This window comes from Achromobacter sp. SLBN-14 (assembly GCF_006715415.1).
Classification (GTDB): domain Bacteria; phylum Pseudomonadota; class Gammaproteobacteria; order Burkholderiales; family Burkholderiaceae_B; genus Achromobacter; species Achromobacter mucicolens.
The window spans coordinates 210,633-235,439 of the sequence record NZ_VFNE01000001.1; the positions used below are offsets into that span (position 1 = coordinate 210,633).

At 62.9% G+C, this 24,807-nt stretch carries 25 protein-coding genes; 11 read left to right on the top strand and 14 right to left on the bottom strand.

What is annotated here, in order from left to right:
• Window positions 1-331: 331 nt before the first annotated feature.
• Window positions 332-757, top strand: coding sequence for a hypothetical protein (locus tag FBY20_RS00930; RefSeq protein ID WP_142049400.1), 426 nt, complete (start codon window positions 332-334; stop codon window positions 755-757).
• A 646-nt stretch (window positions 758-1,403) separates the two neighbouring features.
• On the opposite strand, the gene FBY20_RS00935 is transcribed toward FBY20_RS00930, so the two are convergent.
• The 6 genes from FBY20_RS00935 to FBY20_RS00960 form a co-directional block, all read right to left on the bottom strand.
• Window positions 1,404-1,871, bottom strand: coding sequence for a hypothetical protein (locus tag FBY20_RS00935; RefSeq protein ID WP_142049403.1), 468 nt, complete (start codon window positions 1,869-1,871; stop codon window positions 1,404-1,406).
• Window positions 1,855-2,406, bottom strand: a complete 552-nt coding sequence (locus tag FBY20_RS00940) for a hypothetical protein (RefSeq protein ID WP_142049406.1) — start codon at window positions 2,404-2,406, stop codon at window positions 1,855-1,857. Before FBY20_RS00940 ends, FBY20_RS00935 begins: the two co-directional genes overlap by 17 nt.
• 114 nt (window positions 2,407-2,520) lie before the next feature.
• On the bottom strand, window positions 2,521-3,057 hold the full coding sequence (locus tag FBY20_RS00945; protein WP_142049409.1) for a hypothetical protein: 537 nt from the start codon (window positions 3,055-3,057) through the stop codon (window positions 2,521-2,523).
• 175 nt (window positions 3,058-3,232) lie between these two features.
• The gene (locus tag FBY20_RS00950) at window positions 3,233-3,793 is read right to left on the bottom strand and encodes a hypothetical protein (protein ID WP_142049412.1); all 561 of its coding nucleotides are present in this window, start codon (window positions 3,791-3,793) and stop codon (window positions 3,233-3,235) included.
• An 80-nt stretch (window positions 3,794-3,873) separates the two neighbouring features.
• A complete protein-coding gene (locus tag FBY20_RS00955; protein WP_142049415.1) occupies window positions 3,874-4,122 on the bottom strand; it encodes a hypothetical protein in 249 nt (82 codons plus the stop codon).
• Between the two features lie 319 nt (window positions 4,123-4,441).
• A complete protein-coding gene (locus FBY20_RS00960) occupies window positions 4,442-4,984 on the bottom strand; it encodes a hypothetical protein (RefSeq protein WP_142049418.1) in 543 nt (180 codons plus the stop codon).
• A gap of 233 nt (window positions 4,985-5,217) precedes the next feature.
• On the opposite strand from FBY20_RS00960, the gene FBY20_RS00965 reads away from it, so the two are divergent.
• Together FBY20_RS00965 and FBY20_RS00970 are read left to right on the top strand one after the other, a co-directional pair.
• Window positions 5,218-6,335, top strand: a protein-coding gene (locus FBY20_RS00965; protein ID WP_255452197.1) for an IS3 family transposase whose coding sequence is annotated in 2 segments (ribosomal slippage) — window positions 5,218-5,479 and window positions 5,479-6,335 — 1,119 coding nt in all. Because the reading frame shifts where the segments join, the coding sequence is not laid out codon by codon here.
• A gap of 103 nt (window positions 6,336-6,438) precedes the next feature.
• Window positions 6,439-7,719 (top strand): IS256 family transposase, encoded by a 1,281-nt coding sequence (locus FBY20_RS00970; protein ID WP_142049424.1) that lies wholly within the window; start codon window positions 6,439-6,441, stop codon window positions 7,717-7,719.
• A gap of 176 nt (window positions 7,720-7,895) precedes the next feature.
• Here FBY20_RS00970 and FBY20_RS00975 read toward each other — a convergent pair whose 3' ends face one another.
• A complete protein-coding gene (locus FBY20_RS00975) occupies window positions 7,896-9,104 on the bottom strand; it encodes a GGDEF domain-containing protein (protein ID WP_142049427.1) in 1,209 nt (402 codons plus the stop codon).
• Window positions 9,105-9,354: 250 nt separating this feature from the next.
• On the opposite strand from FBY20_RS00975, the gene FBY20_RS00980 reads away from it, so the two are divergent.
• Complete coding sequence (locus FBY20_RS00980) at window positions 9,355-9,873, top strand: O-acetyl-ADP-ribose deacetylase (RefSeq protein ID WP_142049430.1); 519 nt, start codon at window positions 9,355-9,357, stop codon at window positions 9,871-9,873.
• Window positions 9,874-9,909: 36 nt separating this feature from the next.
• Here the strand turns inward: FBY20_RS00980 and FBY20_RS00985 are convergent, their stop codons facing one another.
• Together FBY20_RS00985 and FBY20_RS00990 are read right to left on the bottom strand one after the other, a co-directional pair.
• Window positions 9,910-10,539 carry a class I SAM-dependent methyltransferase gene (locus tag FBY20_RS00985; protein WP_142055760.1) on the bottom strand — a complete coding sequence of 210 codons (630 nt, stop codon included), beginning with the start codon at window positions 10,537-10,539 and terminating at the stop codon, window positions 9,910-9,912.
• A 50-nt stretch (window positions 10,540-10,589) separates the two neighbouring features.
• Complete coding sequence (locus FBY20_RS00990) at window positions 10,590-11,495, bottom strand: LysR family transcriptional regulator (protein WP_142049432.1); 906 nt, start codon at window positions 11,493-11,495, stop codon at window positions 10,590-10,592.
• Window positions 11,496-11,602: 107 nt separating this feature from the next.
• Between FBY20_RS00990 and FBY20_RS00995 the strand changes: the two genes are divergently transcribed.
• Window positions 11,603-12,481 carry an aldo/keto reductase family oxidoreductase gene (locus FBY20_RS00995; protein WP_142049435.1) on the top strand — a complete coding sequence of 293 codons (879 nt, stop codon included), beginning with the start codon at window positions 11,603-11,605 and terminating at the stop codon, window positions 12,479-12,481.
• 84 nt (window positions 12,482-12,565) lie between these two features.
• Here the strand turns inward: FBY20_RS00995 and FBY20_RS01000 are convergent, their stop codons facing one another.
• On the bottom strand, window positions 12,566-14,422 hold the full coding sequence (locus FBY20_RS01000) for a phosphoenolpyruvate carboxykinase (GTP) (protein WP_056316142.1): 1,857 nt from the start codon (window positions 14,420-14,422) through the stop codon (window positions 12,566-12,568).
• Between the two features lie 141 nt (window positions 14,423-14,563).
• Window positions 14,564-16,210, bottom strand: coding sequence for an acyl-CoA synthetase (locus FBY20_RS01005; protein WP_056316139.1), 1,647 nt, complete (start codon window positions 16,208-16,210; stop codon window positions 14,564-14,566).
• Window positions 16,211-16,361: 151 nt separating this feature from the next.
• Between FBY20_RS01005 and FBY20_RS01010 the strand changes: the two genes are divergently transcribed.
• The gene (locus tag FBY20_RS01010; RefSeq protein ID WP_142049438.1) at window positions 16,362-17,087 is read left to right on the top strand and encodes a TetR/AcrR family transcriptional regulator; all 726 of its coding nucleotides are present in this window, start codon (window positions 16,362-16,364) and stop codon (window positions 17,085-17,087) included.
• Here the strand turns inward: FBY20_RS01010 and FBY20_RS01015 are convergent.
• Window positions 17,051-17,962 (bottom strand): SDR family oxidoreductase, encoded by a 912-nt coding sequence (locus FBY20_RS01015; RefSeq protein ID WP_056316132.1) that lies wholly within the window; start codon window positions 17,960-17,962, stop codon window positions 17,051-17,053. The genes FBY20_RS01010 and FBY20_RS01015 overlap by 37 nt on opposite strands.
• 138 nt (window positions 17,963-18,100) lie before the next feature.
• Between FBY20_RS01015 and FBY20_RS01020 the strand changes: the two genes are divergently transcribed.
• The 5 genes from FBY20_RS01020 to FBY20_RS01040 all read left to right on the top strand — a co-directional run bounded on the left by FBY20_RS01020 (window position 18,101) and on the right by FBY20_RS01040 (window position 23,065).
• On the top strand, window positions 18,101-18,895 hold the full coding sequence (locus tag FBY20_RS01020) for an enoyl-CoA hydratase/isomerase family protein (RefSeq protein WP_142049441.1): 795 nt from the start codon (window positions 18,101-18,103) through the stop codon (window positions 18,893-18,895).
• Between the two features lie 75 nt (window positions 18,896-18,970).
• A complete protein-coding gene (locus tag FBY20_RS01025; protein WP_142049444.1) occupies window positions 18,971-20,248 on the top strand; it encodes a Zn-dependent hydrolase in 1,278 nt (425 codons plus the stop codon).
• Between the two features lie 12 nt (window positions 20,249-20,260).
• The gene (locus FBY20_RS01030; protein WP_056316122.1) at window positions 20,261-20,596 is read left to right on the top strand and encodes a co-chaperone YbbN; all 336 of its coding nucleotides are present in this window, start codon (window positions 20,261-20,263) and stop codon (window positions 20,594-20,596) included.
• A gap of 56 nt (window positions 20,597-20,652) precedes the next feature.
• Window positions 20,653-21,558 (top strand): DMT family transporter, encoded by a 906-nt coding sequence (locus FBY20_RS01035; RefSeq protein WP_056318617.1) that lies wholly within the window; start codon window positions 20,653-20,655, stop codon window positions 21,556-21,558.
• 136 nt (window positions 21,559-21,694) lie between these two features.
• A complete protein-coding gene (locus tag FBY20_RS01040) occupies window positions 21,695-23,065 on the top strand; it encodes a carotenoid oxygenase family protein (RefSeq protein WP_142049447.1) in 1,371 nt (456 codons plus the stop codon).
• On the opposite strand, the gene FBY20_RS01045 is transcribed toward FBY20_RS01040, so the two are convergent.
• Window positions 23,050-23,934, bottom strand: a complete 885-nt coding sequence (locus FBY20_RS01045) for a DMT family transporter (protein ID WP_056316119.1) — start codon at window positions 23,932-23,934, stop codon at window positions 23,050-23,052. The genes FBY20_RS01040 and FBY20_RS01045 overlap by 16 nt on opposite strands.
• A complete protein-coding gene (locus tag FBY20_RS01050; RefSeq protein ID WP_142049450.1) occupies window positions 23,925-24,713 on the bottom strand; it encodes a GNAT family N-acetyltransferase in 789 nt (262 codons plus the stop codon). Before FBY20_RS01050 ends, FBY20_RS01045 begins: the two co-directional genes overlap by 10 nt.
• Window positions 24,714-24,807 lie beyond the last annotated feature (94 nt).

The window sequence follows — 24,807 nt, forward strand, 5'->3', positions numbered from 1 at the left end:
ACTTCTCACAGCCCTAGGTCTGGCACTGGGAAGATACAGATCACGTCCAATGCGTTGCTGACAAAGGTGTAGCCAAGACGCACATCTGCTGCTCGCCACCCGACAAACTGCCAGCGAATTGACGGTGCTCTTTAGCTGCTCGTCCAATCTGCGCGATTGCGCGTTGTTCTGAAACCAGGCGCAATGGCACAAATAGCCATGAAGGTGGGCGCTATTTTGCGCATCAATTCGGTTCAGGGATTCGTAGAATCGACTGATGGATCGGACTGTCTTAACAGTCGGACTGCTTTTTTCAGTGATTGGAAACTTTTAACAGAGGGAGATTCGTTTTATGGACATTTCCAAAGGCATACCGTTAACGGTGAAGTACCGCAGCATTGCGGACCTGAATCTTCCGCTGGTCAAACCGACCGCTAACTTTGCTCATAATTTGCAGGCTTCGGCTGAAGCGCTGCGCAAAGCGGAGGAAGTAGAACGAGGCATGTCTCGCCTTCCAGCCGACAACTCGCCCCAAAATGCAGTTAAGGCTGTGATGAAGGGCGATCAGCGTGTTGCGACCATTTATAAGTCTGGCGTCATAGAGATCACCGATCAATACGCCGAACAACTGAAAGGCCTGGATCTTCCGAGTGATTCCTCCAGCAACTTGGGCTCGATTCGCGCCGCAATCATAGCGAAGGCGGTGGGCGGGGAGATTTTGGATTTGAAAGCAACTTCCGCTGCCACTTCGCAATCTCGGTTTTCGATAACGGCGTAGATTAGGACCCGTTGATTGATTTTTGTTGTGCAACCCGTCTCACATGGGTTGACACCTCCGGGACGGCATCAGTAGCCAGCTACGACCTCGACACCCAATGAACTTCATTGGGTGTTTTGCATTGTGACGACTGCTGCGGTCGCAGCCAGCAGTAAATATTCCCTCGCCTGCGTCTCTTTAGCTGCGTTCTGTGTGGGATCCATGCGCGTCGTTCCTGGAGCCTGAGTCCGGAGGCGCTTCATTTCCCGCAGGATCTCGGCGGGGTCTTCGGCGCGGTTTAAAACGCGATGGGAGTCTTCTTGAGACGGCCAGCATGGCCCAAGAGATTTGAGGTCCGCCAGTTTAACCACTGCTCGTGGCCGATTGCAGACCCTCGTGGCCGTCCGCTTCCGACCCATTAGAATCATTCCGCCTAGCGGGATAGCAATGGCCCTCTCATGGTACTAATTGAACGTCAACTAATTTAAATTATGCCGTGGAAATCATTCCCATAACTTACTTTGCCGTGTCCCGCTCGACCGCGACGACCATCCTCCTGCGCACCCTCAGATTTAAATCTGCGCTCAACGCATTAAGAGGGTTGCCCTAGTATCCAATAGGCGCCGCTGCGAACTCTATGTTGACCTGACCCGGCCTTCTGGAAGCACTACAGTCGCTGCAGCATGTAGCGGGCAGCGTGGTGATTATGATAGCCAGCGGCATCTGTACCAAGCACGCCGAGGGGCCCATCAAGCTGTACCGCCACGAGCACTTCAGTGTAACCACGGTCAACCAGCATCTCTTTTACCTTAGCCACCTCTTCAATCGGCTGATTTACTATTTGCTCGTTGAATCCCTTCTCTTTAAAGAAGTGCTTGATTAGCGCAGCCTCTGTAATCACGCTTACCGCATCTCGGTCGAGTTCGTTATCCTCTACCGCACCGACCACTCTCAATACCTGACAAGGTGCAATCTTCGCCATCGGACCGTGCGCGATGTTCATAAAATATACGAGCACCATCTCGTCTTCTTTTACCGCGCTTGTAATGGCCCCCCATTTATTGTGATTCAGGGTCCGATTGAGAACATTACCCTTGCTCTTGCCGATATACAGAACCTCAATGTCGTCGAACACTCCAATCAAACATATGAGCAAGCTGAATAGGGTTCACGACAGTGCGAGCCTCCAGATCGCCGCCCTTAAGGCCTTGCAGGAGCTTGCAATCAATGTACAAGTAGGCCTCGCTTGAAAGTTCAAGGTCGATTGCGCTGAACGTTCGATACAACTGGCTCGCCGACAGATTTTGAGCGTCCTTTACATCCCATCCCGACATCACCTCCGTTGCCCAAAGCTCCCAAGAAGCAAAGTGCGTCTTGTCCCCGGCCGCCTCAAAGAGCATCTTTGCAACATTAAAACGCACTTCCTCGACTCGACTTCCTATTTTTATTTTCCCACTCAAACAAAAATCAGACTCAATAGCGAATGTTTTTGGAAAAAAAGTCACCCGACGTGTTTTGGCAAGAAAATAAACACTCGCTCTTTTTGTATGAAACTCTGTAAACGTACCTTTGGATAATGCATCGAACATCGTGTCCTTGTCAACGACGTGGAATTCGTCAATGTACGCGTTAAACAGCAATTCTGTGCGATTCGAGTCTAGGTTGAACATAGGTGGATATCGTGAAATGGCGTGACGCTGACTCCCCTCCAGGAGACTACGCGTTCTGCCAGATATTGCCCCAAAGAAGAAAGCCAGACCATTAACATCCACGCGATGGAAAGGTTAGGTATCTACTTGCGAAGCCTCTTTTGACCCGAGTGGGCGGCCGAATACCTCACCGAAGGCGTGCTCCGCTTGCTCTCGCATCATCTTTGAACTTCCCTCCATCTTGTAAACTACAACGCACCAACGGTAGTTGCTGTACGGCGGATCAGAAATATTGATACCATCCTTATCATCAAGCTTCATGCAAACGTCGTAGGGAACACCCCTAGCGGGAAGATTGCTGCGATAGTGGTCATTGAACAGATGGCTCTCTATGCGCCCCTTTACTGTGTAGCAGTGGCCTCGGTAGATTGCCTTTAGACCGCCAACGATCAGGCGGCACTTATTTTCTTCAAACTGATAATCAGACATGATCACGTACAAGCCAGTGCCGTAGTGTAAAGCCCCCGTGTCGGACAGAGAGCTGACAGACCTCGAGATTACGGACTTGCTGTCTTTGGTGTAGTCGTGGGCTGCAAAGAAATCTACAAACTTGGCGCGACTAGTTTGGCGCAATTCGTTCTCGAGTGCTGCCAACTGCTTGATTTCGCACATGAGCTTCGAGAGGCTTAAATAGATTTAAACTATGTTTTTTTCGTTCTTAAACAGTAGTGGGATGACCGACTGTGGCCGATTGCAGCTCTTCGCGATCGGCTGCTCCCGACCCATAGCAGACCGCCAAATTACTGATGCTGGACATAACCGGTTAACGGACCTGTTATGCATCGTTCTATGGCTCAACTTTCCATGTCATTCGATTACGTGATCCTCCTTCCACATCAAAGTTTTGAATTCGACACCGCTTGTCTGCAGGGTGCTCCACGATAGCCACATGATCCAGCGAGAGATCTTTGGCAATGATGTAGCAAAATCGCCCCATGTATGGTTTGCCCACCAAGTGATCACAGTCACCGTATTCAGAGCCGCAGATTGAGCATTCTTGCTTTCCCACAATCATTCCAGAACTAATGAACACTTGAGGCGGAAAAACAAGATGCTCTATCGCTTCTAGCTTCTGGTTGTGTTCCGCAAGGTGGGCAAATCCAGGGAGTGCACAAACTGCATCAACCGAAGCCATCTGAGCCGTAACCAATTCGTCCCGTGCGGCATCTGGTTTTCCCTCTTTCAGCAACAACCACATCCTTAGTTCCGCAACCAGAGCCGATGTGACACAAGCGCACCCAAGTGATAGGTTCGCATAATCTTCATTTTCACTCTCGATGGCAGTCGCTATTTCGGAGGTAATTGACTCACCAAATGCCATGAGCTTTTCAATGGCTTCCTGTTGCAAGGTACTGTCTCGGGCAATAGAGAGAAATACTTCGGCTTCTTACCTTGATGTTGAACGTGGAAACAAGCGGGGAAAGATTATTATTCATCCGAAGCCGCTCTAATGGCTTCCGGCAAATCCTTCAACCCCTCTGGCGGGCCTTTGTAAGTTATCTTCTTGCAGATTTTGCTTTTTGATCGCTCTATCACGATATCCATTTGCACCTGATTTTCACCAATCATGCCATTAAAGAAATCGGTGGCGTAGTTTGCAATGACACTAAGCGCAACGGATAAATAGGAGGCATTTTGCGAGAGCATGCCATTAGAAACAAACAGCGTTGGAGCCACCCATTCGAAGGCGTTGTTTTGGATATAAGGAGGGCGTTGCTCATTGGAAAAAATTCGTCTAATGGAACACTAGATGTTCTCAATAGCGCCCTGACAGTCGCGCTCGTAGAGACCTGACGAAAGGTGGAAATATCGAACGCCGTTTCAAAGTTGGACGGTAGCAAAGCCAACCCAGCCGGACTGAGGCAACCTAAGTCGCTAATCCGCTGACGAACGTCGAAGTATTCAGAGATGGTTGTAGTCAAAGCGTGGCTCAACCTGAGATGCATAACGCCTGAACTAAGCCGCGCCGCAAAGCGGCGTCGGCTTGAACGAACTGTTAGGTTTCATGAGTTTCGATGCGTCCTATGATCATGTCTACAAGCTCATGTATAGATTGGGCTGACTCAATGAAAAGATCTTTGTGATTTATCCATGCTGCGTGATACCCGTCGCGCTGCAATTTCGTGTTTTGGCCGAGGTTGTCATTTACTCTAAACAGAGAGACAGAAATCCTTGCGAGGTGCTCATCAATGTCTCCGGCATCGGGCGCCACACGCAGAATATCTATGAACTTTGGTACAAGTGCGAAGAAGTCGCTGTCAAATTCTGACGTGTCACGCTCCACCCCTAGGAACGAGGGCTCTCCAGATTGCTCATCCAGGAAATCTGCTGTTTTTGAGCGGAGCTCGTAAAGAGTTGGAAGAAGCGAAATTTGAGTGTGTCGTTGCCTTCGGCGCTCAGCTTCTTGCGAACGCACTCTAGCCTTCCGGTCCATATCATAGGGAACCCAGATTGCTACGCCAATGGCCGCAATTGAACCAATAGCTTGAACCCAAGCAGCCGTAGCGGACCAATCAATTTCGCAAAGAGAAGGGGGCATGCTTTTGTGGAGCCTAATTAAATTTAGACGACATGTGATGCACATGTCTCGTTCGCCTAATACTGTATGGCGAGTGTAGCTGAACAGGAAAATTCGCTGCTGTCATGTCGAGAAAAACTAAAAATTCGGATCTCAGTTTTTATCGGTGCTTGACGTGCCCCCGGAATATCCGTACAGGTCAAAACTAGAGGTATGGTTGCTTCTCAGCGCCCCGAACGGGGCGAGGAGGAGCCATGAAACGGTCGAGATTTACCGAAGAGCAGATCACGTATGCGCTGCGACTGGCAGATAGCGGTACGCCGGTGGTCGACGTCTGTCGGCAGCTTGGTGTGTCCGAGGCGACCTTCTATACCTGGAAGAAGAAGTACGCCGACTTCGGTGTAAGCGAACTGCGTAAGCTCAAGCAGCTCGAGGATGAGAACGCACGGCTGCGGCGCATCGTCGCTGATCTGACACTGGACAAGCAGATCCTGCAGGAGGTGGTGCGAAAAAAAGTCTGAAGGCCGCCAAGCGGCGCGAGCTGGCGGCTTGGATGCACGAGCGCTTCCGGATCAGCGTGCAGCGCGCCTGCGCACTGGCGTTGCTGCAACGGTCGACCTGGTACGCCAAGAGCCATGCGCGGGACCAAAGCGCGCTGCGTCAGCGCATTCGCGACATTGCCCTGAGTCGTCCGAGGTTCGGCTACCGGCGCGTGTTAGTGATGCTGCAACGCGAAGGCTGGAACGTAGGCAAGAAGCGCGTGGATCGCCTTTACAGCCTGGAAGGCTTGCAACTGCGAATGAAGGTCAAACGTCGCAAGCGCATTGCGCTACTTCGGGGCAAGCCACCGGTGCCAACCGGGCCGAACCAGCACTGGAGCATGGATTTCGTTCATGATCAGATGCTCGATGGGCGCAGCGTTCGCATCTTGACCGTCATCGATCAATGGAGTCGCGAGAGTGTGTGTCTAGAGGCCAACTTTCGGCAAACGGGCCGGGGCGTCGGTCAGGCACTGGACCGGTCTGCGGTTCTGCGCGGCTGGCCCAAGGCGATCACCGTCGATAACGGAACGGAATTTACGTCTCGGGTGTTAGACGACTGGGCATACCGACACGGCATCAAACTCGATTACACACGCCCAGGCAAGCCGACGGATAATGGGCTCATCGAGTCGTTCAACGGTCGATTGCGTGATGAATTCCTGAATGTGCATGAATTCATCACGTTGCACGACCTGCAGCAAAAACTGCGAGCTTGGCAGGACGATTACAACCATCACCGTCCTCACGGTTCACTCGGCCATCTGACCCCGAGTGAGTACGTTCAAAAGTGGTCAGCGCAACCCAAAGAGGCAGCCACTTTCCAGTTTTGAACTGTCCAATTTGTGGGGGAAGGTCAGTGCTGAAATTCAAGGTCCGAAGGGAGTGTCCGGATTTTTGTGTGCAGGCCTATGATGGTTTTCAAGGAGACCGACCATGGCACGCACCCCGAAGTCCGCGAAGCAGTCCAGCAAGCCGGCGCTGCCGGCCAGTGCTGAGCAGTTACTCGATGAGCTTGTAACCGGACCGATGACGGCTGAGGCGGTCCAGGACACGTTCATGCTGCTGAAGAAGGCGTTGATTGAACGGGCGCTGGGCGCCGAGCTGGGTCAGCACCTGGGATATCCGGCAGGACAGGCCCGTCCCGAGGCGTCCAGCAACCAGCGCAACGGCAAGAGCCGCAAGACGGTATTGACCGATGACGGGCCCCTGAAGCTCGATATCCCGCGTGATCGGGACGGCAGCTTCGCCCCGATCCTGATCCCCAAGCACGCCCGGCGTTTTACGGGGTTCGATGACAAGATCATCGCGATGTACGCCCGAGGCATGAGCGTGCGCGAGATCCGGGCATTTCTGGACGAGCAATACGGCACTGATGTGTCGCCGGAATTCATCAGCTCGGTGACCGATGAAGTCATGGAAGAGGTGCAGGCCTGGCAGAACCGGCCGCTGGATCCGATGCTGCCGGTGGTGTTCTTCGACGCACTACGGGTCAAGATCCGGGATGAAGGCCTGGTTCAGAACAAGGCGGTATATCTGGCGCTGGGCGTGCTGCCGGATGGCTCACGCGAGATTCTAGGCCTGTGGATCGAGACCACTGAAGGCGCCAAGTTCTGGATGCGGGTGTTCAACGACCTTAAAACGCGAGGCGTGCAGGACATCCTGATCGCGGTCACCGACGGTTTAAAAGGGATGCCGCAGGCGCTAGAGGTCGTGTTCCCGGCCAGGACGCTGCAGACCTGCATCGTGCACCTGATCCGCAACAGTCTGAGCTACGCGGGCTGGAAGGAGCGGCGCACCATCGCCGCGGCACTGCGCCCGATCTACGCCGCCGTGAACGCTCAGGCCGCGCAAGAGGCGCTCGATGAGTTCGCTGCGAGCCCATGGGGACTGAAATACCCCATGATCGTCAAGGCCTGGAAGGACGCGTGGGAGCAGGTCATCCCATTCTTCGTGTTCCCGCCCGCGATCCGCCGCGTGATCTACACGACCAATGCGATAGAGAGCGTAAACGCGCAGCTTCGCAAGATCATCAAAACGCGCGGCCACTTCCCCACCGACGATGCAGCCATTAAGCTGCTCTGGCTGGCGCTCAGAAACATCGCCGTCAAATGGGGATCGGCCACACACCATTGGACCGAGGCCATGCAGCAGTTCGCCGTCCTCTATGAGGAACGATTTACCCGGCCCCGTATCGACTCACAGCCGGCGGGCTAGCTAATGATGCAACGTCAGAGCAAATGCCTAGAACACAAAAATTCTGACACTCCCTCCCGGTCCGAAAGACTGCTTCTGGCCGGAAGCAGACAGCTACCCAAGCATCCCTCCCGCCAAAAAACACGGCGACTTCAAAACGCAGCCAGTAACGCGCCCTGCTAACAAACTCAAAGCGCTCACAACCCAGCCCCCGCCAACACCCCTCCTGCAATCCCCTCTTCGCTATCACCGCCGCCCACTTCCACGCGATTCCGCCCCCCCGCCTTCCCTCGATACAGCGCCCCATCCGCCTCCCGAAGCGCCTCCTCCAGCCCATCCGCCCCATCAAACCGCGCCGATACGCCTATCGTCACCGTGCAGCGTAGCGCCTCGTGGCGCCCAGTGACATGGATCGGATGCCCCTCGATATTCGCGCGCAGCCGCTCCGCCAGAACCATGACATCGGCCACTTCCGATTCAAGAAGCACAGCGACAAACTCCTCTCCCCCGATCCGCCCCGTCAAATCCCCCCGACGCACACCCGCACGCAGCAACGCCGCCACGTGGCAGATCACCTCGTCCCCGGCCTGGTGGCCATAGGTGTCGTTGATGCGTTTGAAGTGATCGACGTCCAAAACCAGTAAATAAGCCGGCTTTGCATTCCGCCCATTGAAATACTGGTTCAACGCGTCCGACAGTCCTCGCCGATTGAGCAAGTCGGTCATCGGGTCCCGCGCCGCCATATTCCGCAGGCTGTCCGTCAAGCGGCGCAGCACGAGCCAGACAATCGACGGCGGCACGATGGTGGCGAGGGTTGACATGTAGATGTAGAAAATCATCTGGAAGCGGCTGTCCATGTGCAGCGCGTCCAGGCCGCCTTCCATGATTTTCAGGAATTTCAACGCGTTCAATACGCAGATTCCGCCGATGAGGCACGCGAAGAAGATCATTTCTGCGCGCAGGTCCTTGGCGAACGTGCGCGTGCCGCATAGCACCGTGACGGACATGGCGAAGAAAAGCAGCGTGGCGGAAGCGGCGAGCATGGCGTAGCGGGCTTCTGGGCCGATTTGCCATTGCACCCAGCATTGGGCCATGCCGTAGGCGAGGCAGAACAACAGCAGCGGCTGCCACAATCGGACCTGATGTCCGAAGACCCGCATGGCGCCTAGCAGGTAGGCGATTGGGGCGGCCAGCGTGAGGCAGTGGTTGACGACGCTCATGAGGCTCCACGCGGGGCCGCCTTCGATCAGTTGCAGGATATAGGCGGCCGCCAGCAGCAGATTGCCGACGGCAAAGAAGTCCATCCCCATCCTGTTGCCAGGCAGACGACGGCTGATAAGCAGAAACATGCCGGAAAAGCACAGGAGATGTGCGCACAGCATGCCAACGAGCGTGGAGGCAACCATGGGAGGGACGTCGAGAGGGGAAGCAGATTTCCGGCACCGGCGCTACCCGGCCGAGGTCCGCGATGGCCGCCCAGCGACCTGCATGGGCGGTGGCCATTGTAGTCGGGCAGCTATTGCGCGGAATCACCCTGCAACTACGTCGAGATAAAGTAAAAATAAAGCCCCGGGACGGGCGGATAGGCCGGCCCGTTATTCAAGGGAATGGCGCGAGGATCATGCCGGCGCAGTTCCATCGAGAGGAAAATTCAGAATGCCCACTACCCTAAGCGCTATCCGATCGGACATTACCAAGCTTCACGTGGACGCCGTCGTCAACGCCGCCAATTCGTCGTTGCTCGGCGGCGGTGGCGTGGATGGCGCGATTCATCGCGCCGCGGGTCCCGATCTGGTGCATGAATGCCGGCTGCTGGGCGGTTGCAAGACGGGTGATGCGAAAGTGACGGGCGGCTATCGGCTGCCGGCGCGCTTCATCATTCACACGGTGGGGCCTGTGTGGCGAGGCGGAGATAACGGAGAGCCGGCGCTGCTAGCCAGCTGCTATCGCCGTTGCATTGCGCTGGCGGAAGAAAGAGGCGTGGGTTCGATTGCGTTTCCCAGCATCAGCACGGGCATCTATGGCTACCCCATTGAATTGGCGGCGCGGGTCGCGGTCGACACCGTCCGCGAAAGCCTGTCGCAGGATTCGCCGGTTCAAGAGGTGACCTTCTGCTGCTTCTCAGACGCAGACTTGGCGCATTACAAGCGCGTCCTGAACCAGGCGGCTGAATGAGGCAACTTCAGGGGACCGTCGTTGGGCCGCGCCGCCCTACTCCCGGCGCCGCCACACACTAGCCAGCCACGGCTGCTGCTCGCGCGGCAGCCCATCGGGCCGGTAGTAATGCTCCAGCTCCTCGAAGCCGGCGGCCTGCATCAGCGCCCGCCAGCCTTCAAGATCGTGATACGCGCCATAGCGCCCGCGATTCCAGCCTTCCTGGTTGCCGCCCCGCGGATTGGAGCTGAACAACACGCCGCGCGGGCGCAGCGTGGCATGGAGCTCGCGCAGCACCCGAGGCAGTTCCTGCCCCGGCACATGGAACAGCACGGCGTTGGCGAAAATGCCGTCAAAGCGCGCTGCGGGCAGTTGGAGCTGCAGGAAATCCTGCTCCCAGACCTCGCAACCGCTTGCCGCGCGGGCCATTTGCACAAACCGCGGCGTGCCGTCCAGGCCGACGGGCCGGTGCCCCATCGCCAGGAACGTCTTCAGGTCACGGCCCGGTCCGCACCCGAGATCCAGGATGTCGAAGGGCGGCTCGCCGTCGATATGGCGCAGCAAGGCGGCGATGTTCTGGCTGACGTCGTGGTCCTGCGTGCCGGCCTGGAACGAATCGGCGTTCTCTTCGTAATGGGCGAGCGTCAGGGACGTGATCTTGGCGAGGTCTTCGGGATCCAGGTGCATGGGGCGATTGTGCATCAAACGGCGCAGGCCGGCGAGACCGAGCGCACCTTTCAGGAAATCGGCCGCGCCTTGATGAAGTCGATCAGCGCCTTGAGCGGCGAAGGCACCAGCCGGCGGCCGGAGTAATACAGAAACGGTCCCGAGAACTGCGGCCACCAGGGCTCCAGCACGGGTTCCAGCGCGCCGCTTTCGAAGTGTGGGCGCAGCCAGTCTTCGAACAGATACATGACACCGGCACCCGCGATGGCCGCATCCACGGCCAGGTCGACCGCGCCGCCGATCTGCACGACCAGCGGACCCGATGCGTCGATGCGCACCGATTCTCCGTCCCGCTCGAACTCCCACGGCGGCATCGACCCGCTGGGAAACCGGCCGCGCAGGCAGGCGTGCTGCATCAGGGCTTCGGGATGGGCGGGCCGCCCGTGCCGGTCCAGGTAGGCGGGCGAGGCGCCTGCCGCAAAGCGCTGCACGCGCGGGCCGATGGGCACGGCGATCATGTCCTGTTCCAGCCGGTCGTCGTAGCGGATGCCGGCGTCGCACCCGGCGGCCAGCACGTCGACGAAGCTTTCCTCGGCCACGACTTCCAGGCGGATGTCGGGATAGGCGGCCAGGAAGGCCGGCACGATGGACGGCAGCACGAGCCGCGCGGCGCTGAGCGGCACATTGAGCCTGAGCGTGCCGGCGGGCTTGTCGCGAAACACGTTGACGGCGTCCAGCGCCGCCTCCACTTCTGTCAGCGCGGGCGCCAGCCGGGCCAGCAGTTCCTGGCCGGCCTGCGTCAGCGCGACCGAGCGCGTGGTGCGGTTAAAGAGCCGCACCCCTAGTTGCGCCTCAAGGCGGCGCACGGTGTCGCTTAACCGCGAGGCGCTGGTGCCGGCCGTGCGGGCCGCTTCGCGAAAGCCTTGCGCGCGCGCCACCGCGACGAAGGCATTGAGGTCATCGAGATCGGTCGCCATTGTTCGTTTTTCCGTACAAGCCGTGCGGATTGTATTGGCTTATCAGGCCGCGCTGGAAGTTCTATCGTTTGGCCCATGCCTCCCTTTCACCGAAAACAGGATCAGACATGACTCAACTTGCAGACAGCGGCACCTACGCGCTCGGCTCGCGCCAGGTTTACCGGCTTGGCTACGGCGCCATGCAGCTTGCAGGCCCCGGCGTCTTCGGGCCGCCCAAGGATCGCGACGCCGCGCTGGCCGTCCTGCGCGAGGCCGTGGCCGCGGGCGTCAACCACATCGACACCAGCGATTTCTACGGCCCGCACATCACCAACCAGCTGATTCGCGAGGCACTGGCCCCCTATTCCGATGACCTGGTGATCGTGACCAAGGTGGGCGCGGTGCGCGGCGACGATGCGTCCTGGAATCCCGCGTTCTCGGCCGAACAGCTGACCCGCGCGGTGCACGACAACCTGCGCAACCTGGGACGGGACGTGCTGGACGTGGTCAACCTGCGCGCCATGTTCGACGTGCATGGTCCGGCGGAAGGCTCCATCGAGGAACCGCTGTCCGTGCTGGCCGGCCTGCAGCAGCAAGGGCTGATCCGGCACATCGGGCTGAGCAACGTGACGCCCAAGCAGGTGGCGCAGGGCCGCGGCATCTGCGAGATCGTGTGCGTGCAGAACCAGTACAACGTCGCGCACCGCGCCGACGATGCGCTGATCGACGACCTGGCGCGCGAAGGCATTCCCTATGTGCCGTTCTTTCCGCTGGGCGGCTTCAGCCCGTTGCAGTCGTCCATCCTGAACGACGCCGCGGCGCGGATCGGCGCGACGCCGATGCAGACGGCGCTGGCCTGGCTGCTGCGCCGCTCGCCCAACATCCTGCTGATTCCGGGGACGTCTTCCCCGAAACACCTGCGCGAAAACCTGGCAGCCGCGTCGCTGCAATTGCCGGACGACGTGGCCAAGGCGCTGGACGGGATCGCGGCCAGCAAGACGGCTTAAACCCCCGGGCTGAACCCGCTGCACGCAAAAAAACCCGCCTGCGCAAAGCAGGCGGGTCTGTTCAGACCACCGGATCCAGCAGCCTCAGGCCGCCAGACGGCCTTCGATCTCGGTCTTGGTGGTGCGCAGTTCGTCGGGCAGGCCTTGCGACAGCTGGCCGAAGAGCTCGTGGTGCAGCGCCAGTTCTTCGCGCCAGGCGTTCTCGTCCACCGACATGACCTGCTCGAACTTGTCCGGGCTGAATTCCAGGCCGGTCCAGTCGATGTCCTGGTAGCTGGGCGACACGCCGAACACCTGGTCCACGCCCTTGGATTGGCCGTCGATGCGGCCCAGCATCCAGCGCAGCACACGCATGTTGTCGCCAAAGCCCGGCCAGACGAACTTGCCGTCCGGCCCCTTGCGGAACCAGTTCACGCAATAGATGCGCGGCAGGGTCGCGCCAGCGGCTTCGAGCTGCTTGCCCAGATTGAGCCAGTGGCCGAAGTAGTCGCTCATGTTGTAGCCGCAGAACGGCAGCATGGCGAACGGGTCGCGGCGCACCACGCCTTGCTGGCCGGCGGCCGCGGCGGTGGTCTCGGAGCCCATCGTGGCGGCCATGTAGACGCCTTCGACCCAGTTGCGGGCTTCGGTGACGAGCGGCACGGTGGTGGAGCGGCGACCGCCGAAGATGAACGCGTCGATGACCACGCCCTTGGGGTTTTCCCATTCGGGGTCGATGGACGGGCACTGCGAGGCGGGCGCGGTGAAGCGCGCGTTCGGGTGCGCGGCCTTGCGGCCGGTTTCGCGCGCGATCTCGGGCGTCCAGTCCTTGCCCTGCCAGTCGACCAGGTGCGCCGGCGGCGTGTCGGTCATGCCTTCCCACCAGACGTCGCCGTCGTCGGTTAGCGCGACGTTGGTGAAGATGACGTTGGCCTTGAGCGTGGCCATGGCGTTGAAGTTGGTCTGCTCGCTGGTGCCGGGGGCCACGCCGAAGTAGCCGGCCTCGGGGTTGATGGCGTGCAGGCGGCCGTCCGGGCCGGGCTTGATCCAGGCGATGTCGTCGCCAATGGTGGTGACCTTCCAGCCGTCCATGCCTTGCGGCGGGATCAGCATGGCGAAGTTGGTCTTGCCGCAGGCCGACGGGAAGGCGGCAGCGACGTGGTACTTGCGGCCCTTGGGCGAAGTCACGCCCAGGATCAGCATGTGTTCGGCCAGCCAGCCCTGGTCGCGGCCCATCGTGGATGCGATGCGCAGCGCAAAGCACTTCTTGCCCAGGAGCGCGTTGCCGCCGTAGCCAGAGCCGTAGCTCCAGATTTCGCGGGTCTTGGGGAAGTGCACGATGTACTTGGTGGGGTTGCACGGCCACGCCACGTCGGCCTCGCCCTCGGCCAGCGGCTTGCCGACCGAATGCAGGCAGGGCACGAAGTCGCCATCGGTGCCCAGCACGTCATACACCTGCTTGCCCATGCGCGTCATGATGCGCATGTTCACGGCCACGTACGGGCTGTCGGACAGTTCGACACCAATGTGGGCGATGTCCGAACCCAGCGGGCCCATCGAGAACGGCACCACGTACAGCGTGCGGCCGCGCATGGCGCCGTCGAACAGGCCGTTCAGCGTGTCGCGCATTTCGGCCGGGTCGGCCCAGTTGTTGGTGGGGCCGGCGTCTTCGGCGCGGTCCGAGCAGATGAAGGTGCGGTCTTCAACCCGCGCCACGTCGGACGGGTCGGACCACGCCAGGTAGGAATTGGGGCGCTTGGCGGGGTTGAGCCGGCGCATGGTGCCGGACTGGACCATCTGCTCGCACAGGCGGTCGTACTCTTCCTGCGAGCCATCGCACCACACGACGCGATCGGGCTTGGCCAGCGCGACGAAACTGGCAACCCAGTCGATCAGTCCGCGGTGCTTGACGTACGCGGGCACGTTCAAGGCTGCCAGTCCCCCGTCCAAAGGCTTATTCATTGGGGTTATCTCCATACTTTGGCTAAAGGTGATACGGCCCCAATTGAGTGGGGCCGTATCCAGTTTGCGCCATCATACTTGCAGCGCCGGGCAACCCGTCAACCCATCCACATGGAGGAGATTGTCACTGGGTGAGACGGCTCAGGCCGGGTAACCGGCGCGCAACTCCCGGCGGATAATCTTGCCCGTCGCGGTCGTCGGCAAACTGGTTACAAACCGGATCGCGCGCGGATATTCATGGGCGGCCAGCCGGGTGCGGACATGCGCCTGCAGCGCCTTGACCAGCGCCTCGTCGCCTTCGATCCCCTCTTTCAGCACCACATACGCCACCACGATTTCCGTGCGCTCGGCATCCGGCATGCCCACCACCGCCGCCATGCGCACGGCGGGATGCCCGAGCAGGCAGTCTTCGATGGGGCCCGGACCAATCCGGTAGCCGGCGCTGGTGATGACGTCATCGTTGCGGCCCACAAAGCGGATGAAACCTTGCGCGTCACGCACGCCGATATCGCCGGTCAGAAGGTAATCGCCGGCAAATTTTTCCGCCGTTGCCACCGGGTTGTTCCAGTACCCCAGGAACATGACCGGATCCGGGCGCATTACGCCGATGTTGCCTTCCTGTCCATCGGCCAACTCGGCCCCGGCGTCATCCACAATAGCGACCCGGTGACCGGGCGCGGCGCGGCCGATGGAGCCCAGGCAAGGGTCGAACAGCGACGAGCACGAGGACACGATCATGTTGCATTCGGTCTGGCCGTAGAACTCGTTGATGGTCACGCCCAGCACGCGGCGGCCCCAGTCGATGAGTTCCGCGCCCAGCGATTCGCCGCCACTGGCCACCGAGCGCAGCGCGCGCGGCCCGGCGTCCTCGGGCCACTCGCAGCCGCGCATCATCTTGAGCGCGGTGGGCGGCAGGAAAGTGTGCGTGACGCCGTGGCGCGCCATGAGCTCCAGCGCCGAGGCGCCGTCGAATTTCTCGAACCGCCGCGCCAGCACCGGCACGCCGTGGTGCCACGACGGCAACAGCACATCCAGCAGCCCGCCGATCCATGCCCAGTCGGCCGGCGTCCACATCAGGACGGCGTTTTCCGGAAAGAATTCGTGCGACATCTCGACGCCGGGCAGATGGCCCAACAGCACGCGGTGCGCATGCAGCGCGCCCTTGGGCTTGCCGGTGGTGCCCGAGGTGTAGATGATGACGGCCGGATCGTCGGCCGCCGTCGCCACGGGGTCGAACGCGTCAGCCTCCAGCGCCAGGCTTTGCTGAAACGGCAGCGCATTGACCGCGGCCGCCGGGTCTTCCATACCCCCGGCCTCGCCGTCGATGCAATAGATCACTTTCAGATCCGGCAGGGTGTCGCGGATCTCGAGCAGCTTGCGGCAGCCTTCGGCATCCGTAATGAGCGCCGACGCCCCGCTGTTGGCCAACCGGTACTGGATGGCGTCCACGCCAAACAGCGTGAAAAGCGGCACCGCCACCGCGCCCATCTTGTAGGCAGCGACATGGGCGATGGCGGTTTCGGGCACCTGCGGCAGGTAGATGGCCACACGGTCGCCACGCCGGATGCCATAGCGCGCCAGGCTGTTGGCCAGCTGGTTCGACTGCGCCTTGATCTGGTCGAACGTGTAGCGCGTCTGCGCCCCATCGCTCTTTTCATAGATCAGCGCCAGCCGGCCGCTGCCGTCCGCCCACTTGTCGCACACGTCGACGCCGATGTTGTAGGCCGCGGGCACCTGCCACTGGAACGTGGACAGGACTTGCGCGTAGGAATCTGCTCGATGCAGCATGGTTGTCTCTTGATGATTATGGTTGTTGCCATGAAGGGGCCGCGGCGGCGGGTTGCATCCCGTCTTGCCACGGCGTTGACCCTCGCTCAATAATAGGCGCTCGCGCGGACGGCCAGGCAGGCCGCCCGCCCCTTTTTCGCCTTTTGCCTGCATGGAAAATAGCCCAGCCGTCCCGATGCGCCGCCCGCCGGCCAGCGCCAAATCCGAGCAACGCATCCGCGACATCCTGCGGGTCGCGCGCCAGGTGTTCTCCGAAGCGGGCTTCCAGGCGGCCACCACTACCGAGATCGCGCAGCGCCTGGGGGTTTCGGAAGCCACCGTCTTTACCTACTTCGGCGGCAAGCGCGAACTCTGCGTGCGGGTGATCAGCGACTGGTACGACGAAATCATCGCGCGGGTGGAAGACCATCTTCCGCATATCCACGGCACGCGGGCCCAACTGCATTACCTGGTCCATACGCACCTGCGCCATCTGCTGGCCGAGGGTCCCGGCCTGTGCGCGTTCATCCTGTCCGAAGGGCGCGCGCGCAACGACGACTTTGGCGAGATCTACGCCGGCCTGCAACGCCGCTACACCGCGCCCCTGATGTGCATCCTGGCCCAAGGCCAGGCCGATGGCGACATCCGCCAGGACATGCCGCTGCGGCTGCTGCGCTCGGCGGTCTACGGGCCGATGGAACACGTGCTGTGGGACGCGATGCTGCGCGGCACGGGCGTGGATGTGGCGGCCACCGCCGACCACCTGGTGGGCTTTTTGTGGCAGGCCTTGCAGCCGCCGCGCCAGGATGCGCTGGCGCTGGCGCAGTTCCGGGGCGAAGTCCAGAATGCCCTGCATCGCCTTCAATCTTCGGAAAACAGCGACGGCGGCACGTACTGAGGAAAGCCGTTGTAGGCCTGGCCGCGCTCGGCCGGCTGCAGGTTCCAGGAATGGCGCGCGTTGGGCACGCCCCCATCGACGCGGATGACGCTGCCATTGATGAACGCCGCCGCGGGCGACAACAGGAAAACGACCGCCGCGGCAAGCTCGGCCTCGGTGCCGAAGCGCTGTAGCGGGACCTTGGTCTTCAGTTCGCGCAGCACGCCGCGGTAATGTTCGTCGTAGCTATCCATGCCGCTGGAAGCGATCCAGCCCGGCGCCACCGCGTTCACGCGCACGCCGGCATGCGCCCACTCGCAGGCGGCGGTTTCGGTCAGATTCCACACGCCTGCGCGCGCCGCGCCGGAATGCCCCATCCCCGGCATGCCGCCCCAGATGTCGGCCAGCATGTTGACGATGGCGCCGCCGTGCTGGCGCATGTGCTGGGTATAGACCTCGCGCGACACCAGAAACGTCCCGTGCAGGTTGTTCTGCACCACGGCATTCCAGCCGTTCAGGCTGATCCGGTCCAGCGGCGCGGGAAACTGCCCGCCCGCGCAATTGAATACTCCGTCCAGCCCGCCGTGCGCGGCCAGCGCATCGGCCACGGCGCCTCGAACGCCGGCCTCGTCGCGGATGTCGCACGCATGCTGGCTGATGCGGCTGGCGGCTTCGGGGTAGATGCCGGCGATTTCCTCGGCCACGGCGCGCAGCTTGTCGGGGTTGCGCCCCACCAGCGCCAGACCGGCGCCCAGCGCCGCCAGCTCATGCGCGGTGCATCGGCCCAGGCCGCTGCCGCCGCCGGTCACCATGACGGTCTTGCCGTCGAACAACCCCGGCCGGAATACCGATGCGTAACGCTGACCGGCGGACGCGCCGTCCTGATGCTGGCTCATGTCTGTCTCCGAATTTTTTGTTGAGGATAACTCAATATATCCAAACGAAGTATCGCGAAATCGCGCTTTTACCCATAGAATCAGCCAGACAAATGGCCACGCCGATTGAGCCATCATCAATAACACCGGAGACCGCGCATGACGCCGAACGCACCGCTGGACCTGGCCCTTGACGGCCCAATCGCCCGCCTGACGCTGAACCGCCCGGACATGCGCAACGCGTTCGACGAGACGCTGATCGCCGCGCTGACGGCGGCGGTCAAGACGGCCGTGGACGACGCCCAGGTCCGGGTCCTGCTGTTGACGGGTGCGGGCAAGGCGTTCTGCGCCGGCGGCGACCTGAACTGGATGCGCAAAATGGGCACGCTGACCGACGCGGACAACCGCCAGGACGCCACGCGGCTGGCGGACATGCTGCACGCGGTCTGGACCTGCCCCAAGCCCATCGTTGCCTGCGTCAACGGCGACGCCTACGCGGGCGGCATGGGGCTGGTGGCCGCCTGCGACATGGCGGTGGCGGCGGACAGCGCGCACTTCTGCCTGTCCGAAACCCGGCTGGGCCTGCTGCCCGCCACCATCAGCCCCTACGTGATCCGCGCCCTGGGCGAACGCGCAGCCAACCGGTATTTCCTGACCGCGGAACGTTTTGACGCCGCCACCGCGTTGCGGCTGGGGCTGGTGCACGAGGTGGTCCCTGCAGCGCTAGCGCTCGCGGCTGCCGAAGCGCTGTGCCGCACCTTGTGCGCCAATGGCCCGGGCGCCGTGCAGGCCAGCAAACGGCTGGTGCGGGACTTCGCGGGCCAGCCGCTGGATGGGGCCCTGATTGCCGACTCGGTCGAACGCATCGCGGCTATCCGCAGCACCGAGGAAGCGCGCGAAGGCGTGACCGCCTTCCTGGAAAAGCGCGAACCATCCTGGCGCAGAACGACGTAGGCGGCGGCCCGGCGCGCGGCGGCATGGACGCCATGGCATTGATGCCATAATCCAGGGCGATCTTCTGGAAGTCTCATGCCGCAAGCCACACCGCCCGCCTTTCCTCCCCTGAACGCCGAACGCCTCTGGGCGCGCGTCGACACCCTGTCCAAATTCACCCTGCCCGACGTGCCCTGGACGCGCCGCGCCTTTTCGCCGCTGTTCGATGACGCGCGCGCCTGGCTGCGCAGCGAGTTCGAAGCCGCGGGGCTGGCCACGCGCCTGGACGCGGGCGGCAACCTGGTCGGCACGCGCGCCGGGCGCGACGCCGCGCGCAAGCCGATCGCCACCGGCTCGCACTGCGACACCGTCATGAGCGGCGGCCGCTTCGACGGCATCATCGGCGTGCTGGCAGGCATCGAGGTCGCGCACACGATGCAGGAACACGGCATCACCCTCGACCATCCTTTCGAGGTCATCGACTTCCTGTCCGAGGAACCCAGCGACTACGGCATTTCCTGCGTGGGCAGCCGCGCGCTGTGCGGCCAGCTCAGCGCCGACATGCTGGCCGCGCGCAATCCGCAAGGCGAGACGCTAGCGCAGGGCATCGCCCGCATCGGCGGCACTCCGGCGGCGCTGAATGCGCCGCTGCGCCGCGCGGGCGAGACCGCCGCCTTCGTCGAACTGCACATCGAACAGGGCCCCGTGCTCGAAAGCCGCAACCTGCCGATCGGCGTGGTCACCAACATCGTCGGCATCCGCCGCGTGCAGATCGTGGTCGAGGGCCAACCCGATCACGCGGGCACCACGCCCATGGATATCCGGCGCGACGCGCTGGTGGGCGCGGCCCGAATCATCGACGCCGCGCACCGCCAGGCCAGCGCCGCCAGCGGCAATCCGCATTACGTCGTCGCCACGGTGGGCCGGCTGGCCATGACGCCCAATGCGGCCAATGCGGTGCCCGGCCGGGTCGAGATGACGCTGGAAATGCGCAGCGACAGCAACGCCGTGCTCGATGCCTTCCCGGAAACCCTGATGGCGGGCGTGGCGGACGACCTGAAGGCGCTGCGCCTGACCGCCGGTTTCACGCAGCTCAGCCGCGCGCAGCCCACGGACTGTTCGCCCCTGGTGATGGACGCCGTCAAGGCTGCCGCCGACCAGTTGGGCTATGCGTCGATGCGCCTGCCCAGCGGCGCCGGCCACGACGCCGTCTACATGGCGCCCACCGGCCCCATCGGCATGATCTTCATCCCCTGCCTGAACGGCCGCAGCCACTGCCCCGAAGAATGGATCGAACCGGCGCAACTCCTGGACGGCACCCGCGTGCTGTATCAGTCGGTGCTGGAACTCGATCGCGCGCTGCGCGGCGCTTGAGAGCCCTACACCATGGAACAGATAACCCTCAACGACAGCACCGCCGATCGCTATCTGCTGGACGCGCCCGGCCTGTCGCTCATCGTCTTTCACAGCCGCACCTGCGGCACCTGCCGCTTGGCGCGCGAGCAGCTTCCGGCCGTTGAACTGCCGGTCGAGCGCATCTGCTGGATCGACGCCGGCGACAACCGTGGCCTGGTCGAGCGCTACGAGGTTTTTCACCTGCCGGCCATGTTCGTCGCCCGCGACGGCGCCTTCTACGGACCGGTGCAATCCACGCTGGCCGAATGGGACCTGCGCCAGCAGATCGGGCTGGCGCTGGACAGCTACCCCGCCGAACTGCCGTGAGCGTCGCCGCCGCAAGGCCGCAACGCCTTCCCCTGGACACGCTGGCCACCAGCGCCATGCTGGCGCTGTGCGTGTGCTGGGGCTTTCAGCAGATTGCCATCAAGCTGGTGGCCGATGACATCGCCCCCATCATGCAGATCGGGCTGCGCTCGACGTTCGCGGCCCTGGTACTGGCGGTGGTGGTGTGGCGTTCAGAGCGCGGGCGCGCGTTCACCGACGGCACCATCCTGCCCGGACTGACCGTGGGGTTGCTGTTCGCGGGCGAATTCCTGTTCGTCGCGCAGGGTCTGGTCTACACCACGGCCTCGCACATGGCGGTATTCCTGTACACCGCGCCCATCTTTGCGGCGCTCGGCCTGCATTGGCTGCTGCCCGAAGAACGCCTCAAACCGCTGCAATGGGCAGGCGTGGCGCTGGCCTTCTGCGGCATCGCGGTCGCGTTCCTGGTCAAGGGCGGCGAACCCGCCGTCCACGAGGGCGCCCGCAACATGCTGCTGGGCGATGCGATGGGACTGGCGGCCGGGTTGCTGTGGGGCGCCACCACGGTCGCGATCCGCAAGACGGCGCTGTCCGAGGCCGCCCCCGCCAAGACGCTGTTCTATCAGATGGCCGTGGCCGCGGTAGGGCTGCTGGCCTTCGCCGTGGCCACCGGCCATCACGGCATCCGCTTTACCCAGGCCGCCGTGCTGAGCGTCGCCTTTCAGTCGGTGGTGGTGGCGCTGTCCAGCTACCTGGTCTGGTTCTGGCTGCTGCGCCGGTATCTTGCCTCGCGCCTGTCCATCCTGTCCTTCATGACGCCGCTCTTTGGCGTGAGCTTTGGCGTGCTGATCCTGGATGAGCCGCTGGATGCGGGATTCGTGATCGGCGCGGTGATGGTGCTGGCCGGGATCACGCTGGTCAGCGGCGCGGAAATGGTGCGGGAACGGCTGCGCAGGCGGCGCGGCGGCGCGTCTCGTGGTTGACTCAGGCCTCATGGTTGAACCGGCCATCATGGTTAACTCGGCTTTCACCCTGCGGTCCGGGCGGATATAACGGACGTTTGCCGCCCCGGACGCTTGCCGCCCCCCTCCCGGCGCGCGGCCACGGCCTGGAGTCCCCATGCAACCCTGGCACAGCGACAACCCCGCCCTGACCCGTGCGTTCGCACCGGTCTTTGACGAACGCGACGACGCGAACCTGCCCATTGAAGGCGACCTGCCCGCCGGCCTGTCCGGCGTCTTCATGCGCAACGGCCCCAACCCGCAATTCGAACCGGGACCGGGCTACGCCTATCCCTACGACGGCACGGGCATGATCCACGCGCTCTACCTGGACAGCGGCCGCGCGCGTTACCGCAACCGCTGGGTGCTGACCGCCGAGCTTCAGGAAGAACGGGACGCGGGCCACCGCATTTACAACCCGACGTTCGGTCCGCCCCCGCAAGCCAACCTGGCCAACACCAACGTGCTGCGTCACGCCGGGCGGATCCACGCGCTGTACGAAGGCGGATGCGCCTACGAAGTGAACGACGCGCTGGGCACGCTGGGTCCCAATACGTTCCACGGCAAGCTCGCGGGCGCGTTCTCGGCGCATCCCAAGGTCGATCCGCTGACCGGGGAAATGCTGGCGATCAACTACGACCTCATGGCCGGCACGCTGCAATACATGCGGCTGGACGCCACCGGCCGGGTGGACCGCCAGGTGTCCTTCTCGTCCCCCTGGCCGGCGCTGGTCCACGACATCGGCCTGACCGCCACCCACGTGGTCGCATTCGTCTGCCCGCTGGTGTTCGACTTCAGCCGCGGACCCGCGGCGCCGGCCTGGGAGCCGCAACGCGGCACGCACGTGCTGCTCGTGCCGCGCGACTGCAACGACGCGGCGCAGATCCGGTGGATCGAAGCCGCCCCCTTCTTCAACTGGCACGTCGCCAATGCCTGGGTGGGCGGCAACGTGATCGAGGCCGTGCTGCCCTGGCACGACGGCTACGGACCCAGCTCGCGCAAGCGGCTCGAAATGCACCGGCTGCGCATCGATCTGGACAGCGGACGCGTGGACGATCAGATGCTGGACGATCAGCCCTGTGAGTTCGGCCGGGTCAACGATGCGTGGCTCGGGCGGCGCGCCCGCTTCTGCTATGCCGGCCTGCGCGACCCGCGTCCGGGTGAAACGCCGCAGCCCGGCGCCTTCGAAGCCTTTGCCCGCTACGACCTGCAGACGGGTGAAAAGTCCGTGTTCCGGCTGCCCGCCGGGCAGACCGCCTGCGAACCGGTGTTCGCGGCCGACCCGTCCGGCGCGGGCGAAGCGGACGGCTACATCCTGAGCTTCGTGCATGCGGAAAACGACACCGGGGGCCGGTTCATCGTGCTGGACGCCCGCGACCTGGCCGCGGGTCCTGTTGCGCAGGTTCGCCTGCCCCGCCGCGTGCCCGCCGGGCTGCACGGCACGTGGATGCCGTCGCCGCCCGAGGGCGCCGGTCAGGCGCGCCGCTGACCCAGGTTCAGGACGATCAGCCCCGCCCCGGCCATGACGAAGGCAAAACCCCACCAGTCCGCCGGGGCCGGCCGGTCGCCCACCAGCGCCATCGCACCCAGCACGCCCACGACCGGCACCATCAGCGTGGTCAGCGCGGCGACGGTGGCGCTGACGCGTTCGCTCAGCACGAACCACAGCCAGTACGCGACCGCGGTGCCCAGGATGATGTGAAACGAGAGCGCGCCCGCGACGCTGGCGGTCCAGCCGCGCGTGGGGAAGGACTCGCCGGCGATCAGCGCGCCGGCCAATGCGCAACTGGCGCCGACGACGAGCTGCCACGCGGTGATGACGATGCGGTCACCCGCGACCGGCCAGCGCTTGAGATACACGGTGCCGGCCGCCCACCCGAACGCCGCCACCAGCGGAAACACCAGCCCCTTGGCAGCGGCCACATCGTTGCCGGCGAACACCGCTTGCAGCACCGGCCAGGCCAGCACCGCCACCCCGCAAGCGCCCAGCAGCAGCGCCAGCCCCCGGCGGCGATCCAGGCGTTCCCCCAGCACCAGCCACGCCAGCAGCGCCGACATCATCGGCATCGTGAACGTCAGCACCGCCGCGCGCGACGTACTGGTGCTGAGCTGCGCCCACGCCACGGCCAGGTTGAAGACGGCCACGGCCAGGACGCCGCCCACCACGATCCCGGGCCACGCGCTGCGCGGCGGCAACAGCGGCAAGCGTTTGGCGCCCGCCAGCAGCAATAGCAGCAGCGCGCCGCTGCCCAGGCCGAGCACGCGCAAGGTGAACGGCGGGAAGATGGACAGGATGATCTTCACCGCCGGCCAGTTCAGCCCCCAGAAAAGGGCCAGTGCCACCGGAATCAGGCGCACGCGGCCGGGTCTCCTGCGCCGTTGCCCCGCCGCTTGCTGGCCACATCGTTGCCCGCGCCGGCGGCCGCTTCGGCCGCGATCAACGCCGCCAGGCCCTGGCGTTGCTTGCCCTCGGCGTCGAAGTTGTCCGGGCTGAGCCAGCGCTCGTAGGCCGCGCGCCGCGCGGGCCATTCGCTGTCGATGATCGAGAACCACGCCGTGTCGCGGCTACGGCCCTTGTAGACGGTGGCCTGCCGGAAGATGCCTTCAAAGGTGAAGCCCAGCCGCAGCGCGGCGGCGCGCGACGGCGCGTTCAGGCTGTCGCACTTCCATTCATAGCGGCGGTAGCCCAGCTCGTCGAAGGCGCGGCGCATCAGCAGGAACTGCGCTTCGGTGGCAATACGGGTGCGTTTGAGCTGGCGCGAATAGGACACGAAGCCGACCTCGACGACGCCATTGGGCGCGTCGATGCGCATCAGCGCCAGCGTGCCGACGGCGCGGCCCGTGGCCAGGTCGATGATGGCGTGATGCATGGGGTCCGGGCTGGACTGCGCGGCTTCGGCGAACGTCCGGTAGGCGGCCTCGTCCGCGAAGGGGCCGACGCCCATGTAGGTCCAGTCGCTGTCGTCGGGCGCCTGGCTGAAGGCCTGGTACAAGTCTGCCGCGTGGCGCTCGGCCGACAGCGGCTCCAGGCGGCAATAGCGGCCGACGGCGGGCGCGAGCGGCGGACGCGGACGCGTCGTCCAGCCGGGCAGCGCCGGGCCGATGGGTTGCTGGAAATCGTTGGTGCGCGGTTGCATGCGAGCGGGGCCTCGGCGATCGGTTCAGGGCGCGCCGCCGACGGTGGCGGGCGCAACACCCAGGGCCTCACGATATCGGAACCGTGGCATCATA